The following is a 19455-nucleotide window of genomic DNA, read 5'->3' as shown; positions in this document are numbered from 1 at the left end:
ATAAACAAGTTTTCAGGCTGCAGTTAAAAGATCAATATGATAATGCCAACCGTGAAAGTATCTGGGAAGTGGGTTTTTATGTCAATACAACAGCGCCTGAAACAAATTCCGGGAAATGGGTTAGAGTAGGAATAGCGACTTCTAATGACTTCGTGGGAAGATCTGATGGCTGGACGGTGGTGCATCCAAGAGCATTAAAATCTTACGAAACCATTAATCTGGTTGCTGTTCAGGGTACGACAGCTACTGCAACACTTGACACCACGCCAGATACCAGAAGAGATTGGAATATTGCAAAGTTCAAATATTCGGGAGGGTCGGCAACAACACCTCCCAACAAAACCTTGCTTTCTGCGACCAATTATTGGGGCCGCTATCCAGGAAAATGGAGGAGGGAGGAAGAGGCTGCACCACATGATCCCACCAAGAGTCCTGCAAATATCCCTATAATACGATATTCAGATGTATTGTTAATGCTCGCTGAAGCTGAAAATGAGTTGAACGGCCCCACGGCTGAAATAGTTAGTTATATAAACGATATTAGAAAACGGGCATACAATGAAACGTTGAACGGAAAAATGCTCAGCAGCATCCAGCTAATCGATGGCGGCTCGGGCTATACATCCGTTCCGGCAGTTACCATTTCGGGAGGAGGGGCCACAGTACCTGCAACTGCCAGGGCGTTGCGTTCTGGCGATAAGGTATCAGGTGTTTATCTCTCGGGGGCGGGATCAGGTTATACCTCTCTGCCTACCATTACCATATCTGGAGGTGGTGGATCAGGAGCTATTGCTCAAGCAATTTCTCTAACAGATTATAATTTGAAATCCGAACAGTATGCCAGCCAGGAAGTTTTTCGCAAGACCATACAAGACGAGCGATTAAGAGAACTATTGGGTGAATTTTTGAGAAGGCAGGATCTAAAAAGATGGGGCTTGTTAGAATCTGTTGTAAAACAAATGGCTGATGATGCTGAAAATGGTAGCGATGACCCATACATTATCCCGTTTCCTTCCAATCAAAGTTCTCCGGCTAAAATACACTTTGTGTTACCTGCCGAAAATATAGGTGCCAAAAATATTTTTCTGGCCATTCCGCAAAGAGAAAGGCTCTACAATAAATTGTCTAAACAAAACCCTGGATATTAGGTGCGCTAAATAATAGCTTTTCTCAGTTTTTTTGGCTTTGAATTATGACACAAAAAGTATAGTACATGATAAAAAAGAGATGGCAAGATGGGGGATATTGTTATGCATTTTTCCCATCCTCGCGCAGGCAGCTGTCGATTCTTCGCAGTTCTATTTTTTGGATGATTTTGAACATACAAAATCTGGCAGCAGTCCCGATTACTGGATAGAAGATCATCAATCGGACAATTGGAGAGTGGTAAAACCTAGCGCAATCAATAGTAATGTATATAGTGTTGCAAATACAAAAAACCTTAGTTATTCCTGGTTGCATGTTTTTGAACGGGATATCGATGTTAGCGCGCGTTTTTGGATTGCAGATTCAAGGCGGGATAGTGCTTTGCTTGGTTTTTCGGCCAGGCTTAATTCAAAAGAAGCAATGATAAGTGTGCGTTATGATATACGTAAGAAATGCTGGTATATTATAGAGAGACAGGGGCTGGATTTTGCAGAAAAAATTTTAGCTCAAAGTGGGGTTATTGAAATACCTCAACATATATGGCACAACGTTCGGATTGTAGCGCGCAACAATACACTGCAATTCTATTTGAACAATATGAAAACACCGCTTCTAAAGACCGATTCGTTATCGCATCTTTCACCAGGTAGAGTGGCACTTTGTGCCAGGCAGGCAAATGTATATTTTGATGATATTGAGATAGAATTATTGAGCAGGCAGGGCAGGGTAAACAAAGGGGTACTCGAATACAACCTTAATAATGAAGATGGAAAATTTAGGGAAGGTGCATCCATTATTGAAAAGAAGAATGGGGATCTTGTATTGCTGCATCGGGCAGAAGAGTACCTTTCATCTGACAGTGGAAATAGCTTTAAAGGCCCCTTTCCTATAACCTGGCCGTACAATTACGATGCTCATCATAGTGTCATCCGGCTAAAGTCTGGCAGGATTTTAAAGATGGTGGCGGAATATAATGTTTCAGGCAAACATCCTTTTGATGCGCCATTGAGATACCGGGCAAAGATTTCTTCGGATGAGGGTATTACCTGGACAGACGGTGGTACAACGTGGGGTGATTTTGTTCCCGATGCGTTGACGATGAATGATAAACTTTCTCAAATGCCTGACGGGCGTATATTCTTTGTCATTACAAGAAGAACGCATGTAGATCAGCCTGCAAGGGGTCATAAATCAGTTGTTTATTTCAGCGATGATGATGGCGGTACATGGCAGGGGTCAAACAATGATACAAAATCAATCACTAAGCTGGATCATTTTTGCGAAAGCAAAGTGATCTATACCATCGATGGCAAATTACGTTTATATACGCCTTGGTCAGAGGCTCCCAGCATTCATTATGCAGAGTCCGATGATAATGGAATTACATGGAAAGGGGATCATCCTTCCGACTCTCTGAAAAATTCACGGTCTTCCTTTGCTTTAATTGAAGATTCATATGCAAAGAAACCCACTTTTTATATGATTTGGGTGTATGATGACTTATATGCTTCACTTATAAATTATCTGCCGCGTGACCGGCTTGCACTGGCACGTAGTTATGACGGAAAAAACTGGGAGTACCTAATGGATGTCGACAGGTGGATAAGCCCGAATGTAAAGAAGGGCAACCGTTCTATAGTACAAATATTGGATCCAAGTCTTACCGCTACAAAAGATTATTTATTTATTACGATAGGTCGCTCGGAAAAGGAGGGTAAGCAAGGACATAATGAACAGCGACTTCGAGTGTACCGTTTAACTAAAACTGATTTGAATCCATACGATTATTGGCCTTCTGTACACTAATGTGTTTAAAACTATCTTCTAAAGATAATACGATATAATGTATAGAATAAGTTTTCGGTGAAAGCCTACGATTGTTAACTATAATAAAATATATGAAAAGGATATTCTTATTTACACTTATAATGTTCTTTGTTACTTGTAGCCAGGCCCAGCAAAAGCACCGCTTTTCTGACAACATTGAAGTCATTAAAAAGTATGACAAAATTTATGAGCCGGTTAAAGATCCCATAGTATTTGTGGGTAGCTCATCTATACGAAAATGGAAGAATCTCCAGGAAGTCTTTGGTAGCTATAATGTTATCAATCGGGGTATTGGAGGAGCAGTGATCGATGATATTATTTACTACTTAAACGATCTGGTACTTGCTTACAATCCCAGGCAGATAGTTATTTATGTAGGGGAAAATGATTTGACAAATAAGCAATACACGCCCACGGTTATACTTGATAAAACGAAAGAACTATATAGAGGAATAAGGGATAAATTGCCGAATACAGCTATTGTATATATTTCTTTAAAGCCTAGCCCCGTTCGGGATAAATACATGCAGAAATGCATAGAAGTTAATAACCTTGTAAAAGATTTTTTGACTGCTCAAAAGAATGTAACCTTTATAGATGTGTTCACGCCCATGCTTAAAGATGGTAAATCCAGACCCGAATTATTTGTAGGCGACAGGTTACATATGAACGCCAAAGGGTACGCGATTTGGGAAAAAAGGATCAGATCAGCACTGATTAAAGGGAGATAAAAAATCTTGACTATACATTAATATCTTTTTCTCGCAAAAGCATTATTAAAGAGAGCTTCTCTTTATAACCTTTGTGGGGTTGCGTTTTACAATGATTTTATCTTCAAGTATGGCTTGGGCAACAGTCTTGCCCATGGCTTCAAAATCAGTTGATATTACTGTAATGCCATTCTCTAATATTTCCTTTACATCTGTGTCATTATAAGAGATCAGGCCAACATCTACTCCCAATTTAAGTTTCTTTTTTCTTGCAAGCTTTATAAGTGCTACATCATCTGTATCATATCTGCTGAAAGTGACATAAGCATTTCCTTTTTGAAAGGTTCTTTCCCCTATTTCAGACTGAATCAGGTAAGGAAGTTCCATTTCAGTACAGTAACGTAAAAAGCCTTCAATAACGAGTCGGGCATGAACGGCTTCTGAATGAGCTACCAGAATCAAACGTTCATACTTCGATAATTCTGTTTTTAGTTTGTGGAGACTATGGTAAATGTCGTGCCCGTAATCCTGGTAAATACAACTGTAACTACCCATTAAGCCTTGCTGGTTCAGATCAATAATTATCCTCTTTTTTTCTGGTATCAGATTTAGTAGTGGAGCAACATCTTCTTTCAAAAATGTTGCTATTACATAATGGGTGTACAGGCCCACATTCTCTTTGATCAAATTTTCAAAAACGTGATAGTTGTGGTGATGGAAATATATATCAATATCAGCGCGAGTCTGCAAATGATTAAAAAGATTCCGGTAAAGCTGCTCGCGCAAAATGTTCATCTTGTCCAAAAGTAAAAAAACCCGGAAGTTGTGATTTATAGTCTTTTTTCTTACAAAGTACCCTTTGCGGTATACAGATTCAATAATACCTTTTTCCACTAGCTCATTTAATCCTTTAAGCAATGTCTCCTTACTCATTTTTAACTGTTGTTGCAATTGTTTGAGAGACGGTATTTGATCGCCAATACGGAGTTTTTCACTTTCAATTAAAGCTACAATATGGTCTGCCAACTGCTGATATTTTAGTTTGCCATGGGCGTTTTTCTGAACCTTATTATCGATTAAAACGGTAGTTGACATGAAGAATATTTTAGAACAAATGTACTCAATACACTATACAAACCAAACCAGAATAAAAGGTGATAAGTTCTGCTTTAAAGTCACCAAAAGAATATTCAAAAAATTATTTGAATATCTGAAAATATGTTTTATGTTTGTATAGCTTACCAGTCCAGACCAGACTATAATTTAATTAACGATTGTAATATGAAACTAATTTTCTCACTTCTGATAATCATCCCTTCCGTCTGTTTTAGCCAGACGACTAAAAGTATTACAGGCACGGTAGCCGATAAAGATGGGAACCAGTTAGCAAAGGCCACAGTCTCTACCTCCCAAAGTAAAAAAACAGTTTTAACCAACGAGTTAGGCAACTTTCAAATAGAAAATGTGATTATAGGCGAAATTATTACGGTCTCCATGATCGGGTACAAAAGCACTTCGGTAGTAGTCGATACTGCATCTGCTTTGGAAATAGCATTAGAAGAAAGTCTACAAACATTGGACGATGTCGTCGTCATTGGTTACGGCGAGGTAAACAGAAAAGACCTTACAGGCTCTGTTGGTACTGCCAATATGGAAGATATGAGGAAAGCGCCTGTGAGTTCTTTTGACCAGGCGCTAGCCGGACGTGTGGCTGGGGTGCAGGTGACATCTGTTGATGGGCAACCAGGGGTAGATTACAATATAGTAATTCGAGGCGGTAATTCTATCACCCAAAGTAATGCCCCACTATTTGTAATTGATGGTTTTCCTATGGAATCGGCGGAAAATAATGTGCTGAATCCGGATGATATCGCATCTATTGAAGTGTTGAAAGATGCGTCTTCCACTGCTATTTATGGCGCCAGAGGTGCTAATGGCGTCATCCTTATTACTACAAAAAAGGCAAAACCGGTAGTGCTGTTGTAAGTTATAATGGTTGGTATGGCAGACAAAATGTTATTAAAAAACAGGAAATGATGAGTCCCTATGAATTTGTACGCTACCAATTGGAGCTCAACCCTACTGCTGCTACGGAGGCATTGTATCTCAACGATGGAAAAACGTTAGAGTCCTATCGTGATGTGACAGGTGTCGATTGGCAGGATCAGGCTCTAAGAACTGCGAATATGCAAAACCACAGCATCGCCGTTAGAGGAGGAACAGATAAAACCAAATACTCTTTTAGTGGGAATGTTATGACACAGGATGGAGTGCTTCTTAACAGTGGGTTCAATCGTTACCAGGGGCGTTTTCAAATTGATCAGAAGATCGGTAAAAATTTCAAAGCCGCTGTGAATGTAAATTATACACATACCAAACGCTTTGGACAAATGTCCAATCAGACAACAGATAATTTAAATGGTGCTTCATCAGGTAATGCATCGTCTTATATATTCTATAGTATATGGGGGTATCGTCCGGTAAGCGGTGGAGATGATGGCCAATTGTTAGAAGATCCGTTTGATGAGGATATTACTTCTACGGTAGACCTGCGGGTGAACCCGGTCATTAATTTAAAGAATGCTTATAATTATCAGTTTCGCAATACACTTTATGCCAACGCATTCCTGGAATATACCTTCCTCAAAGATTTTAAACTTAAGATTGCAGGAGGTATTACAGAAAGTGAACTAAGAGGTGAACGCTTCAATAATTCCCAAACCGCTGCGGGAAGCCCCTTTACTACATATGGAGCCAATTTTGGTGTTAATGGTTCGCTGAATAACTCATTTACGCATAGTTGGCTGAATGAAAATACGCTAACCTATAACAAAGTCTACAATACAAAACATCAGGTAAATGCAGTAGGCGGATTTACCCTGCAGCGTAATGATGTGCAGACTAACGGTTTCACAGCGATACTACTGCCTAATGAATCACTGGGAATAAAAGGTCTGGAAGAAGGTACGCTCTACTCCAGCATCAGCTCAGGATCTTATTCTACATTAGCTTCGTTCTTAGGGAGGGTTAATTACACTTTTAATTCTAAATATCTTTTTACAGTTTCTTACCGCGCTGACGGTTCTTCCAGATTTGCTTCGGGTAATCGTTGGGGCTATTTCCCTTCTGCGGCTTTTGCATGGCGTTTAGGTGATGAGACAGTTATTAAAAATATTGGTGCGATCAGTGATGCCAAATTCCGCGTCAGCTATGGTATTACCGGCAATAACAGGGTTTCCGATTTTGCATATATGAGTGTTTTGCGGCAGAATGTTTCGTCAAATAGTGCTAATACAAATAGCGGCTATTTTTTCAATAATCAGTTTGTGCAGGGTACTGTTCCTACTGAAGTAGGCAATGAAAACCTGGTGTGGGAAAGAACTGCGCAGTTCGACTTAGGGCTGGATGTAAGTATGTTCAATAATCGCATCAGCCTTGTTGCCGACTACTATCAAAAAAGAACAAATGATCTTTTGTTAGATGCGACTTTGGCGTCGTCAACAGGTTATGGATCAGCTTTCAAAAATATTGGTACTGTAAGTAACCGTGGTTTGGAGTTTACTTTAAACACTGTGAATATTGAAACCAAAGATTTTTCATGGGGTTCTGGTTTCAATATTGCCTTCAACAGAAATAAAGTAGAAGAGTTAAACTATGATCAATCAAGTCTTACCACAAGGGTGGGGAGCTGGAGTTCTAATTTTAACGCTTCGCCATATATCGCGTTGCCAGGACGACAAGTAGCTTCGTTTTATGGTTATGTTTTCGATGGATTATATCAGATTGAAGATTTTGACCGGTTGATTGATGGTACTTATGTTTTAAAACCCAACGTGCAAAATAATGGAGAAGACGCATCTACTATTCGGCCTGGTTATATTAAATACAAAGACATCAACGGAGATGGTATTATTAATGCCAATGATCAAACCGTCATCGGTAGCCCCATACCTAAGCATATAGGAGGCTTTTCTAATAATTTAAGATATAAGCAATTTGATGTAAACATATTTTTTCAATGGTCTTACGGTAATGACCTGCTAAATGCCAACCGCATAGTATTTGAGGGTGCTGAGAGAAGAGCTAATGTAAATATGTTGGCTTCTTATGCTGATCGATGGACACCTGATAACATCGGTAGCCTTTTGCCGGTGGCAGGTGGATATGGTCCTAACTTTTATTCCAATAGAAATATAGAAGATGGTTCTTTCCTTAGGCTTAAAACCGTTTCTCTTGGTTATAACCTTCCCTTAGCTGCGTTAAAATCGTTAAAAATAGCAGATGTAAGGGTATATGCTTCTGCCCAGAATCTTATTACCTGGACTAACTATTCTGGTTTGAATCCTGAGGTTTCGGTTCGTGATTCCCCTCTCACACCTGGGTTTGATTGGAGCGCCTATCCAGCTGCACGCACTATTACTTTGGGATTAAACGTAACCTTCTAAAAATAATTAAACGCATTTATATGAAAAAGGCAATAATTGTTTTATTACTCATAGCCATAATTACTCCCTCCTGTAAAAAATTTTTGGATACAAAGCCAACTGACTTCGTGGCGCCTGTTAATTATTATAAAACAGAACAGGATCTTAACCAGGCGTTAGCAGGAGTATATGATCGTTTAGGGGATATGCGTGTTTATGCCAGGGGATGTCGTATTTCATGGTGTTTAGCGATGAGTTTTTTATAAAGGGAGCTACGTCCGGCATTAACGGCAATTTGTTTGATGCTTCTTCTCTCGAAATTGGCAGGCAATGGGAAGCACTGTATACCGGCGTAGAAAGAGCAAATATGCTATTGGATCATATTGATAATGCTATAGGCAGCGTAAGCCAGGAGAAGATTAATGAAGTCAGAGGTCAGGCTTTATTTATGAGGGCCTATTATCATTTCTTGTTGGCGGATCAATACGGCCCCATCCCTTTAAAATTATCCTCAGCTAAAACACCGGAGGAGGATCCATTACCACGCAGCCCACTGGCAGAGGTTTATACGCAGATTGTAAAAGATATGAAAGACGCTATCCCATTGTTAAGAAAAGCTAGTGAGTATGGCTTCAATGGAAAAGTAAGTACAACAGCGGCACAAGGAATATTAACAAGAGTATTTCTCAGCATGGCTGGTTCACCTTTAAAAGATGAAGCAAGGTATGCCGATGCTGCATTATATGCCGATAGTGTAATGCAGTCTGGAGAGCATTCGCTCAATCCCGATTTCAAACAAATTTACATCAACCATGTGCGTGAAGTATATGATATAAAAGAATGTCTCTGGGAAGTAGAGTTTGGCGGAAATAATCAAGGTACTATTCGCGAAGGCGGTTCCATCGGATCTTACAATGGCATCTATTGTACCAATATTGATACCGGTTGGGGAGCCGATTTGGTACACGCTACAGCAAAATTGTACAATGCATATGAAGCACAAGATCTCCGAAGAGACTGGTCTATAGCGCCGTTCCGTTTCGTGGCAAGCGGCAACACTGTAGTGAGAACGAATTGGAGCGCAAACGAAATATATGAAAGGAATAATGGTAAGTGGAGAAGAGAGTATGAAAACTTATTGCCACGTAATAAAGATTTTAATGGCACTAATTGGCCGCTGCTTCGGTATGCTGATGTTCTTTTAATGTTTGCTGAAGCAGATAACTATATAAATAACGGGCCTACAGCTAGAGCATACGAAGCGCTAAACCAGGTAAGACGCAGAGGATATGGTAAACCTGTATCAGCAGCCGATCCTGTAGTAGATGCACCGGCAGGAATGCCGCAAGCTGACTTTCAGGAATTCATCATGAATGAACGTTTAAGAGAGCTGGCTTTTGAGGGACTTCGTAAACATGATCTGATTCGATGGGGTATCTATATATCAACCATGCAACAGCAGGCTGCAACATATGATGCTACTATGCCCACGGCTCTGAAAGCTGCAGCGACAGGCCAGGCCAGAAGAATAACCAGCAGATCCGTAGTGTTTCCTATCCCTCATAGCGAGTTAAACGTTAATCATAATGCCACTCAAAATCCAGGATGGTAATCTGATAATACCTAAACTATCAATTATATGAATAAAATATTAGTTGTTGTTACTGTGTTGTTACTTGCTTTTTTATCCTGTACCAAATCGGATGATGTCTTGTCGCCGGATGATTTTCAGGTAAGTACAGAACAGCATACTTATGGGGTTGGTGACACAATCCGTTTTAAATTTTCCGGCAATGCAGAAAATATTGTCTTTTGGTCCGGCATGCCAGGCCAGAAGTACGAATATCATAACAGAACGGTTGCAGAAGGAAATACATTGTCGCTTAATTTCAAAAGTTTCTCGCAAAGCGGTATAGTAGATCAAACCAATATCAAGTTGTTAATATCAACTGATTTTTCAGGCATATATGATTCAGCGGGTATCAAGGCAGCCACATGGCGTGACATTTCCGACAGGGCAATTTGGTCAGCTGGAGCAGATCAAACACCATCGGGAGATATAGATCTGACTGATTTTGCAGCAGTTAATAAAGACATGGCCATTGCATTCCGATACGTAACATCTGAGGTGGCAGACGCCTCAGTACAAAACAGATGGGTGTTTCGTTCTTTTGAGCTTAATAGCAACAGTGCTGATGGAGGCGTTAGCACCTTAGCCACTATTGGAACTGCCGGATGGAAAGAATGGAGTTTTCTTAATCCTGATACCAGATGGACCATCTCTGCTTCTCAACTCGTATCAAATAGGAGTTTTACCGAATTAAATGATGATTGGGTCATTACAAAATTATTTAATCCCAATAAAGTTGCTCCTGATCGCGGGCTCGCAATTAAAAATATTTCAACGTCTTTAGCTGAACATGAGGCCGTATATAATGCTCCAGGTACATATAAGGTAACCTTTGTTGCTAGTAATGCAAATGCTGTAAACCAGATGACGGTCGTAAGGGAACTTGATCTGACTATTACACCCTAGAGACTATATAAATTTTTATGAGTATCTTTTTCTTAATCCGTAATTGTTTTTTAAGTGTGCTCCTGTTGGCAGGAAAGAATGCATTTTCTCAAAAATGGAATGAGGAGCTTATACGCGCTTCGCAGGAGGCTGCGCCAGCTATGATGTTTTTGCCCGACACGATCCCCAGATTACTGAATGTAGAAAGATTTTATGACCAAAGAGAATGTATAGTCAGAAATGGATTAACTCGCATCATTAGTTTAATGGAGGCTGGAAAGCCTGTGAGGATCGCTTATATAGGAGGAAGTATTACGCAGGGAGCATATTGTTACCGGCAGCAATCGGCAACATTTTTAGCAAAACGTTATTTTAAATCCTCCATAACTTTTTTTAATGCAGGTGTATCAGGCACTGGGACAGACTTAGGCGCATGCCGCATAGGTGAGCAGGTATTGACACAAAAACCCGATCTGATTTTTATTGAGTTTGCTGTTAACGGTGCATATGCTCCAGGCATGGAAGGAATGATAAGACAAATAATAAAAAATAATCCGCTTACCGACATATGCTTGATCTATACAGTTATGACAGGCCAGTTAGATAAATATGCTCAGGGGTCAATGCCAGACAATGTCAGAAACCTGGAAGCAATTGCAGATCATTATGGACTGCCATCTGTTCATCTTGGCTTGTGGCCAGCCAAGCTTAAAAGTAACGGAAAATTACTTTGGAAAGGAACAAAAGATGTAAGTACTCGTATACTGTTTTCTAATGATGGTATACATCCCTTGCCCGAGGGTGGTGACTTATATGCTGAAGCAATCGCCAGAGCCTTTATCAAATTGGAGAAAGCAAAGTTGCCAGTTGTAAAAAAGCAATTGAAAACACCTCTACTGCCAGACAGTTGGGAAGATGCAGGTATGTATGCACCGGAAGATATTGCAACCTTTGATGGGCGTTGGGAAAAGATAGTTCCTGAAAAAAATCAACTTTTTATAAATACAGTCCGTGGTTTCCATATATCATGAAATCGGCACAACAAGGGGCTAGTCTTACTTTCCAATTCGAAGGTTCAGCTTTTGGGCTTTTTGATATTGGTGGACCTGAAGCCGGACAAATAGAAATCGAAATTGATGGAAAGCATATAAGACTTACAGAAGTTGCTGCAAAAGGGTATCGCTTTTATCAGCCTGATGAACATGGCGAGGTAAACACTATAAATAGATTTAATGCTTATTGCAATAATCGTTACCGGGGGCAATATGATATTATAAAAGTAAAGCCCGGCAAGCATACTGTAAGAATACATTTGTCTTATGATAGAGCTAACAAAAGAGAAATATTAAAGGCAAACACGGAAGATATTGTTGCGCATCCGGCTAAGTATGATCAATCTGTGCTTTACTTAGGTCGCATCTTGTTGAGGGGAACGCCCGTGTATATTAACCGCCCGATGACAAAAAGATAAATTGAATAACAAATTCAATGACGATGAAGAAAGAATTAATAAATACCAAAAAAGAGGGCTTGTTAAAAGATTCAGCAAGGGTATTCCATAACATGCATTTGCAATCTCATAACAGTGCTATCGTTATGATGATGTTGTTGTTTTTAATGTTGGGAGGTAAGCTTAACGCTCAAAAGCGGCCAGCATCCCTTCTTTCTGAATCTGTTTTTCAAGATCCTGCTTTAAATATATATAAACCTTTAACATGGTGGCACTGGATTAACGGGAATGTTACTAAAGATGGCATTCGAAAGGATTTGCTGGATATGAAGCATAAAGGCATTGGCGGCGTCCAGATGTTTGATACGCACATGTACCTGCCACCCGGCCCTGTCAGATATGGCTCAGATAAATGGTATGCACATGTACGCTTTGCCATAAAAATATGCGATAGTTTAGGGCTTGAATTTTACATGAGTAATAGTCCTGGCTGGTCGGGTTCGGGTGGTCCTTGGATTACGCTGAATCAATCCATGAAGAAATTGGTATATAGCGAAACAAAAATGCCTGCACGTAGTATTGCCTCCATCACGCTTTCGCAACCGCAGGCTTATCAGGGTTATTATAAGGACATAGCCGTAGTCGCCATCCGCGAAAGCAAAGCTGGGGTGTCCCAGGAATTGATTGATAGAAATGCGATGGCTAAAATGCCCTATCTGCCAGACAATATTCCCGGTGACGATACGGCAAATGCTTTACAACCCAACGATATAATCGATGTTACCGCTTATTATGATGTTGCAGCTAATAAACTGAACTGGAAAGGGGCTCCTGGAAAGTGGGTTATTCTTCGTTTTGGGTATACTGCTACGGGTAAAAAACTGCACCCTGCAGTTGATGAAGGCACGGGATATGAAGTAGATAAGTTAGACACCGCAGCAGTGAGGTTTCAATTCGAGCAAACGGTGGGCAGAATGATTAGAGAAGCTGGTGCTTATACCGGAAAAACGTTTAAGGGTATATTGTTTGATAGCTTTGAGGGTGGTTTCCAGAACTGGACGCCCAGTCTTCCCGGCCAGTTCGAAAAGATAAAAGGATATAGTCTGCTTAAATACTTACCTATACTGGCTGGTAGAAAAATGGGCTCAGAAAAGTTGACCTATGCATTCTTATGGGATTTTCACGATGTTTTAACCAGGCTTTTAGCAACTAATTATTATGGAACTATGCAAAAGCTTGCTCAAAGGAGTAACCTTAAACTTTTCATCGAAGGGCAGGGAGGGCCTATGTCTCCAGCTTATGTAAATGCTTATGCAGACGTGCCTATGAATGAGTTTTGGACACTGGGTGTGGATGCCCGTGCTCCTCTTATAAAACAAACCGTGTCTATCGCACAAATACTAGGGAAAAATATAATAGGAGCAGAATCTTTTACTGCAACGCCTGAAGGAGGTAAATGGCAAAATACACCGGGCAATATGAAAGGAACTGGTGACTACGCTTTCGCGCTGGGTATTAATAAATTCATTTTTCATACATACACCCACCAACCCTTTAACCTTAAGCCGGGCTTCACGATGGGCCGGTATGGTACACATTTCGGGCGTAATAACACATGGTGGCCCTATGCTGGCGCCTGGATAAATTATTTATCAAGATGTCAGTACCTTTTACAGCAAGGGAATACGGTGGCTGATGTATGTTTACTTTTTCCTCGTGATGTTGTGTATTCATTTGCTCAAAACACACCGAAAATTCCGGAAGGTTATAATTATAATATATGCTATCCCGATTATCTGGCAACGGCAAAATGGGTAAATAACAGGTTACAGTTTCCTTCAGGAGCATTATATAAGATGCTTGTTTTACCTGAATACAGTTATATGCCGTTATCCACCTTAAAAGACATATATCGACTTTTAAAAGAAGGTTGCATTGTATCTGGCACACCTCCTCTTGCCCCGCCTGATATGGAAGGTGTAGTGTCAGATAACACCGTATACAATGAGTTAATAAGAGAAATATGGGGTGGTTTAGATGGTAAAAGGAATACTAATAAATCTGTTGAAAATGGAGAAGTTTTTTGGGGGTCGCCAATAAAGGAAATATTGAATCATTACAGCTTTCAGGAAGATGTGAAGTTTATAAAAGCCACTGCTGCTGATTCGTTGAAATACATACATCGAAGTACCGGCAATTCAGACATTTATTTTATTTCGAACCAGGCGGATCGTAAAGTTTCTTTTCAGGCTATATTCAGAGTGGACTCTAATTTGCGTCCCGAATTTTGGGAACCCGTATCGGGAAATGTTTATGAAGCTGGTGTGTTTAAGGCCGCAAATAGCGGCGTGAGCTTACCCCTTTCGTTACCTCCGTCAGGCTCCATATTCATTGTATTCAGACAGCCATTGTTGAAAAAAGATCCGTAATTAACGACATTGCCGTAACCAGCAAGCCGGATGTCCTGGATATAAATGGAAGCTGGAATGTAGCATTTTTGGACGGGCGTGGCGCGCCTTCGAAAATAAAAATGCCTACCCTTAAATCGTGGTCTTTAAATGCAGATAGCAGTATCCAATATTATTCAGGAAGAGCCCGGTACAATAATACGTTTACTATTTCTAAAGATCAGATAAACCAATATAAAACAATCATTTTAGACCTGGGCGATATTGCAGATTTAGGTGAGGTGTTTGTGAATGGAAAGTCTGCCGGAATTGTATGGACAAAACCTTACAGTGTAGATATTTCCTCTTTTGTGAAAAAAGGAAACAATGAAATAGATGTTGTTGTTGCTAATCGTTGGACTAATCGACTCATTGGAGACGAAAATATTCCATCTGATTATGAGTATGATCAAAGCGACAATAAGTTTACAAAAGGACGGATACTTAAATGGCCCGACTGGATGTACGATGCAACTAAGCGAAAAGAGAATAAAAGAAACAGTTTTACTACATGGAAGCATTATAGTAAAAATGATCAATTGTTGAAGTCTGGTTTATTAGGCCCGGTAAAAATAAATTGTTACAAGGACGTAGATTTTTTGAGTAATGTTTTGCAACTCGAATAGCATTACATGATATGGAGCATACTAGTCACCACAACTGTTCTTCACAGGTAAAGCATGTCTATAAGAAATAAAAAGAAAGATGTATTATGAATAGAAAAATTATATATAGTGTAACGATCTTACAGGTGCTTTTTTCAGTTCACTTTTCGCGCTCGCTCAGCAGGAAAACAAGGTAGTGCTACAAAACGATGTACTACGACTCATTTGGGATAACGATAAAGAAGGTTATGCAATTAAAGAATTAACGCTTCTTTCCGGGCAAAACCCATATTCTTTTTCAGATACCAAGGGGAGTTATACGATCCTCTATTCTCCGGAAAAACCATCTAGCAGTAAGCAGACGATATTAAATGAAAAGGGCGCACCTATTCAGTTTCCCGAGCCTGAATATTATTATCTTGAAAGTAAGTGGAAAAGCAGTACTACCGCAGTTGCCCTAAACAGAGCGGGAGAAGCATTTTTATTTTATCCCTCATCCGTTCGTAAAAAAGATAATGCTGTCCATTTCAGTAATAAAAATGATGTTGTTGTTACAGATGCAATATGGCAATTAGATTCAAAATATAAAAATGATCTTTTAGTCACTATTACTATTAAGGCGCTTAAGGCCGGATTTTTTCTATTGCAACACCTACCTTATTCAATGGAAATGCAAACGATTTTCAATGGGCAACAATCCCCGGAATTTTACAAGGAAAATCCGTTAACCACAATTTTATAGATGCGTTTGTATATGGGCATGGCGTACCTGACATGCCTGTAGTAATACGCGAAAGAACTGCTGCTGCATTAACTTCGATATTAACTAATAAAGATGGGAAAACACTAGCTGTAACTGCTGAGCCCGGTATGGGCCGAGATCCATGGACTTATGATTCTAATACCCACAAAGATTGGCTACTCGGCTTATCAAGTATGAACAGACAGGCTATATTAATGCCCACCTTATATCATCCTGTTTTAGGAGAAAAATATTCATACCTAAAAAAAGGAGATAGTTTATCCTTTCGTTTTAGATATACCGTAAAAAAGATGACTGGTATAGTGTATATAAACATGTAGTAAATAATGTTTACCGGTTCAACGATTTTTGTCCTTAAAAGAAACAAATGAATCTCTTTCAGACCGGATAAAAAGATTATTATCATATGTAAAGAGTGATAGCACATCCAGGTGGAGATTATTTGATTATAATAATGTAGAGATTGGCGCTCAGGAATATTTAGGAGGCGTATATAAAGCAGAGAAAGATGCAGTAAAAAATGCAGATTATGGTGCTATGTGGATGCTGGCCGCTATTACCGGTGATAGGGTTTTGAAAAATAGCAGGTTACCTTATGCTTTGAATTTTAAGCTTGCACAACAAAATTTAAAGGATAGTTTTCTGATGGGTGCCGCTGCTGGCCAATACTACCTATATAAAAGCAAACGCTTTACGGAAGAGTGGGGCCCTTATAGTGAACCTATGGCTACCGCCTATTACTTACTGATGGATATAGGAAATGTTCTGTTATTTGAGCCAGAAAACAGAGAACTAAAAAAATCACTATCATTAGCAGCCAATTGGCTGCTCGGTAAAATGCATAAGAATGGGCGTTGGGAAATTGCGTATAAAAATGATTCACATGATCCTCTCTTGCCCGATGAATATGATTACAGACCCACCTTCTATGGACTACTTGTAGCCTATAAAATATTAAAGGATCAGCGGTTTTTAGATGGCGCAATCAAAGGCGCTGATTGGTTTGTTGAAAATGCTGTAAAAAACGGATATTATTTAGGTGTATGCGGAGATACAAGGTTTGCACCGGATTTTGCTACTGGACAAAGTGCGCAGGCACTTTTAGACCTGTATGAGACTACAGGAATAGAAAAGTATAAAAATGCTGCAATTGATGTTGCACAGATTTACACGACCAGTATATACTCACATCCTATTCCAAGTATGCTTCAAAAAAAGTAGGAGACAGAGCCGTGAAAGATTGGGAGATCAGTCAGGTGGGATTGAGTTTTGAACATGGCGGAACGCATGGCTCCGCGAATAACAGTGGCCCTATTTTGCTAAGTAGTCACGCCGGGATGTTTGTCCGGTTCTATCAACTAACGCAGGATGCTCTTTATTTGAATATGGCAAGAGCTGCCGCATGGGGAAGAGACGCTTTCGTTGATAGTGCGACAGGAGTGGCTTCGTATTATTGGAGAATGATGGATAATGGAGCGGGCCCGTTTCCTCACCACGCTTGGTGGCAAATCGGTTGGATTATGGATTACCTTGTTGCAGAAGCCAACATGCGATCCATGAAAGAAATTTCTTTTCCCCGTGGATTTATAACTCCTAAAGTCGGACCTCACCTTACCTATGGTTTTGCCGAAGGGCGTGTGATGGGACATAAGGCAGCATTAATACTGAAACCCGACTTGATCAAAATTGATAATCCTAAACTCGATTGCTTGACTGCACTTAATAAAGAAGAAAAAAACTTTATCTGATTCTTCTTAATAATAGTGTTGAAAAAGAATCGTCAGGCTGGAACTTGAGTATAAATGCATTATTGCCCGGCGAAAAAATTAGTACAACATCAATTCGCGACATTACGACTTCTGAGAAAGAAAAAGCCTTCACTAATCCTACGATAGACATTTCACCGACAGGCTTAAAGGTGCTGGAGGTAAGCTATCACTGAGTTAGAAAGAAAATAAGTTGCAGCTATGTTTAATAAAACTGGTTAAAATTATGATATCGATGAACATGATAAGAGTTTTTATATTAAAGTTTCTTTTGCTGTCAATAGGTCTGCCTGGCCTGACGCAAGTAAGGTACAACGAAAAAAATAACAGTATTGAAATTCGTTCCGGCTCCAAGGTTTATTCCTTTCTGCCTGAATTTGTAGTACTGTATAGCTCAAAAGATCCGGGTTTGGCTTTAAAGCCTGCCGAGATTAAAAAGGTATCTTACAATGTGCCTACATGGACGGTAACTGATAGTATGCTGGCAGATTTTAAGCAAAAGAATGTAGGTGCAGAAACAGCGGGAGATGGTTTTGATGATAAAATACTTCGCGGTAAGAAGGAGCTGCGCACAGCTAATCTCTACCAGGCCGGTCAGAATTTTATAGTTCGGCCTGAGCGTACAATAACTCGCGGAGATACGGTATTTTTTCATTTTCCAGAGGAAGAAAAATTTACTATTCACGCATGGTTGTTAACCGCACCTGCAACAGCAACGGTGCTGCATATTGAGCTTTTACCAAAAAGCAAAGGCTTTTATAGTGTGGGTTACACAGGAGCCCCTTCTTTTGATAAAGACAATGTCGCTGAAATATGGCAACCCCTGATCTGGACAGAAAAACGAAGCCCCGACCTGCCTTACATGACAGCCAGCTTTATGAGTACGTTACCCACCACTTTATTAAATGATGGATCATCAACATTGGGTGTGCTTGCATCATCGCAGTACATTCCTTTTCAGCCTTTGCCATTATTAAACAACAGTCAATTTGGAGTAGCGCTATTAAATAAGTCGAAGCGGTTGCAACCACAAATATTTGCGCCTATGTTGGGTGGGTTTCAATCGTTGATGGAGCCGGAAAGCAAATTTCATTTTTCCTTTCAGCTTTTGGCCGAACCAATGTCTTTAACCAGCACCTATGAAAAAATTTCCCGTGAAGTTTTTGGGTTCAAAGATTATAGACGTAATGATATAGCCTCTCTAAATACAGTGCTGGATAATATGATTGATTATTCTATGACGAACTATGCATGGTTTGTCGATAGTTTAAAAGGATTTGCCTATTCTACCGATGTCCCTGGTGCGGTAAAAAATGTGTCCAGTTTGAACCCGTTGGAGATGGCAATTTTACGTGATGACAGGCAAATGTTTGAAAAGCGAGGCTATCCGTTGATGGAGTACATGCTATCAAGAGAAAAATTCCTTTTTAGTCTCGATAGTACGCAGAAAATTCAATCACCCTCCAGGAAGCTGAAAGGTCCCATCGCTCCGATATCTGAACTGGCAGCATTGTATAATATATTCGGGAAGCAAAATTCGTTTTATCCGCTTCTGGTTAAAAAGGAATTCAACAGTACGCGTATTCGCAATCTGGACGATAGTGAAAAAGGTAGTAATTGGATAAATGCTATGTTTTTATTTAAAATGACAGGAGAGAAGACCTACCTGGAAATGAGTAAAAAGATGGCTGATGAATATCTTCAGAAGCGGGTGTATGAAATGCCCGAAGCATTTGGTGATCCGTTGTATGGCTCTCATTTTTTTGGCCAACTTTTACAAACCATTGGCCAGAATATTTAGA

At 39.9% G+C, this 19455-nt stretch carries 17 protein-coding genes and 1 pseudogene; 17 read left to right on the top strand and 1 reads right to left on the bottom strand.

Going from position 1 to position 19455, the window contains the following annotated elements; translation table 11 throughout:
- The 3 genes from MKP09_RS11060 to MKP09_RS11050 form a co-directional block, all read left to right on the top strand.
- Positions 1 to 1148, top strand: a 1148-nt coding sequence (locus MKP09_RS11060; protein ID WP_240828978.1) for a RagB/SusD family nutrient uptake outer membrane protein, incomplete at its 5' end; no start/stop codon positions are given.
- 37 nt (positions 1149 to 1185) lie between these two features.
- Entirely contained in the window at positions 1186 to 2952 is a 1767-nt protein-coding gene (locus tag MKP09_RS11055) for a sialidase family protein (RefSeq protein WP_240828972.1), read from the top strand.
- 92 nt (positions 2953 to 3044) lie between these two features.
- Positions 3045 to 3704 (top strand): GDSL-type esterase/lipase family protein, encoded by a 660-nt coding sequence (locus MKP09_RS11050; RefSeq protein ID WP_240828970.1) that lies wholly within the window; start codon positions 3045 to 3047, stop codon positions 3702 to 3704.
- A gap of 45 nt (positions 3705 to 3749) precedes the next feature.
- Here the strand turns inward: MKP09_RS11050 and MKP09_RS11045 are convergent, their stop codons facing one another.
- On the bottom strand, positions 3750 to 4778 hold the full coding sequence (locus tag MKP09_RS11045; protein WP_240828968.1) for a GntR family transcriptional regulator: 1029 nt from the start codon (positions 4776 to 4778) through the stop codon (positions 3750 to 3752).
- 186 nt (positions 4779 to 4964) lie between these two features.
- Here MKP09_RS11045 and MKP09_RS11040 point away from each other — a divergent pair, with 186 nt between their 5' ends.
- The 14 genes and pseudogenes from MKP09_RS11040 (at position 4965) to MKP09_RS10975 (ending at position 19454) form a co-directional block, all read left to right on the top strand.
- A complete protein-coding gene (locus MKP09_RS11040) occupies positions 4965 to 5669 on the top strand; it encodes a TonB-dependent receptor plug domain-containing protein (RefSeq protein WP_240828965.1) in 705 nt (234 codons plus the stop codon).
- 29 nt (positions 5670 to 5698) lie between these two features.
- Positions 5699 to 8128: pseudogene (locus MKP09_RS11035) on the top strand (SusC/RagA family TonB-linked outer membrane protein); the annotation flags it as partial.
- Positions 8129 to 8148: 20 nt separating this feature from the next.
- Entirely contained in the window at positions 8149 to 8373 is a 225-nt protein-coding gene (locus MKP09_RS11030; protein ID WP_240828962.1) for a hypothetical protein, read from the top strand.
- Positions 8334 to 9719, top strand: coding sequence for a RagB/SusD family nutrient uptake outer membrane protein (locus tag MKP09_RS11025; protein ID WP_240828960.1), 1386 nt, complete (start codon positions 8334 to 8336; stop codon positions 9717 to 9719). The genes MKP09_RS11030 and MKP09_RS11025 overlap by 40 nt, the downstream gene beginning before the upstream one ends.
- 27 nt (positions 9720 to 9746) lie before the next feature.
- Positions 9747 to 10643: a DUF5017 domain-containing protein gene (locus MKP09_RS11020; RefSeq protein ID WP_240828956.1), complete on the top strand. Its 897-nt coding sequence runs from the start codon at positions 9747 to 9749 to the stop codon at positions 10641 to 10643.
- A gap of 65 nt (positions 10644 to 10708) precedes the next feature.
- Complete coding sequence (locus MKP09_RS11015) at positions 10709 to 11653, top strand: SGNH/GDSL hydrolase family protein (protein ID WP_240828952.1); 945 nt, start codon at positions 10709 to 10711, stop codon at positions 11651 to 11653.
- The gene (locus tag MKP09_RS11010) at positions 11650 to 12093 is read left to right on the top strand and encodes a hypothetical protein (RefSeq protein WP_240828950.1); all 444 of its coding nucleotides are present in this window, start codon (positions 11650 to 11652) and stop codon (positions 12091 to 12093) included. The genes MKP09_RS11015 and MKP09_RS11010 overlap by 4 nt, the downstream gene beginning before the upstream one ends.
- A gap of 23 nt (positions 12094 to 12116) precedes the next feature.
- A complete protein-coding gene (locus MKP09_RS11005; RefSeq protein ID WP_240828945.1) occupies positions 12117 to 14501 on the top strand; it encodes a glycosyl hydrolase in 2385 nt (794 codons plus the stop codon).
- The gene (locus MKP09_RS11000; RefSeq protein ID WP_394801056.1) at positions 14459 to 15145 is read left to right on the top strand and encodes a glycosylhydrolase-like jelly roll fold domain-containing protein; all 687 of its coding nucleotides are present in this window, start codon (positions 14459 to 14461) and stop codon (positions 15143 to 15145) included. The genes MKP09_RS11005 and MKP09_RS11000 overlap by 43 nt, the downstream gene beginning before the upstream one ends.
- A 175-nt stretch (positions 15146 to 15320) precedes the next feature.
- Entirely contained in the window at positions 15321 to 15866 is a 546-nt protein-coding gene (locus MKP09_RS10995) for a hypothetical protein (protein ID WP_240828931.1), read from the top strand.
- A gap of 32 nt (positions 15867 to 15898) precedes the next feature.
- Complete coding sequence (locus tag MKP09_RS10990) at positions 15899 to 16207, top strand: hypothetical protein (protein WP_240828929.1); 309 nt, start codon at positions 15899 to 15901, stop codon at positions 16205 to 16207.
- 28 nt (positions 16208 to 16235) lie between these two features.
- Complete coding sequence (locus MKP09_RS10985) at positions 16236 to 17108, top strand: hypothetical protein (RefSeq protein WP_240828915.1); 873 nt, start codon at positions 16236 to 16238, stop codon at positions 17106 to 17108.
- Positions 17109 to 17119: 11 nt separating this feature from the next.
- The gene (locus tag MKP09_RS10980) at positions 17120 to 17635 is read left to right on the top strand and encodes a hypothetical protein (protein WP_240828913.1); all 516 of its coding nucleotides are present in this window, start codon (positions 17120 to 17122) and stop codon (positions 17633 to 17635) included.
- Between the two features lie 289 nt (positions 17636 to 17924).
- On the top strand, positions 17925 to 19454 hold the full coding sequence (locus tag MKP09_RS10975) for a hypothetical protein (RefSeq protein WP_240828909.1): 1530 nt from the start codon (positions 17925 to 17927) through the stop codon (positions 19452 to 19454).
- The last annotated feature ends 1 nt before the right edge of the window (position 19455 follow it).

It is taken from the genome of Paraniabella ginsengisoli, assembly GCF_022513635.1.
GTDB classification, from domain to species: Bacteria; Bacteroidota; Bacteroidia; order Chitinophagales; family Chitinophagaceae; genus Niabella; species Niabella ginsengisoli.
This window is presented reverse-complemented; position numbering and strand designations above follow the sequence as displayed.